This window comes from Kitasatospora putterlickiae, from assembly GCF_039527695.1.
Classification (GTDB): Bacteria; Actinomycetota; Actinomycetes; order Streptomycetales; family Streptomycetaceae; genus Kitasatospora; species Kitasatospora putterlickiae.
Genome location: NZ_BAAAKJ010000020.1, coordinates 18983 through 19277, shown reverse-complemented (window position 1 = coordinate 19277; position 295 = coordinate 18983). Strand labels below are relative to the sequence as shown.

The 295-nt window shown below is 81.0% G+C and carries 1 pseudogene; it reads right to left on the bottom strand.

Annotated features, from left to right (window positions below):
• Nucleotides 1-187, bottom strand: a pseudogene (locus ABD308_RS02330) (hypothetical protein); the annotation flags it as partial.
• Nucleotides 188-295 lie beyond the last annotated feature (108 nt).

The following is a 295-nucleotide window of genomic DNA, read 5'->3' as shown; positions in this document are numbered from 1 at the left end:
TGACGTACCGGGCCAGCAGCGCCCGGGTGGTCAGCGGGGCGAGCGCGGCGCCGGTGCCCGGGCGGGCGGTGCCGGCGGTGCCGGCGATGACGCCGATGGTGCCGGCGGCCCGGACGAGCGGGCGCAGGCGTTCCTGTTCGGCGAGCGCCTCGGCCTCGGTGGTGGGCCAGTCGGCGGGGATGGGCACGGCGGTTCCCCCAGGGTGCGCGGAGCGGTGGTGCGGTCGGGCCCACCGTACCGAGCGGGGCGGGCGGGATCGGAGCCCCCCGTACGCGGCCGACCGGCGCGCGGAGGG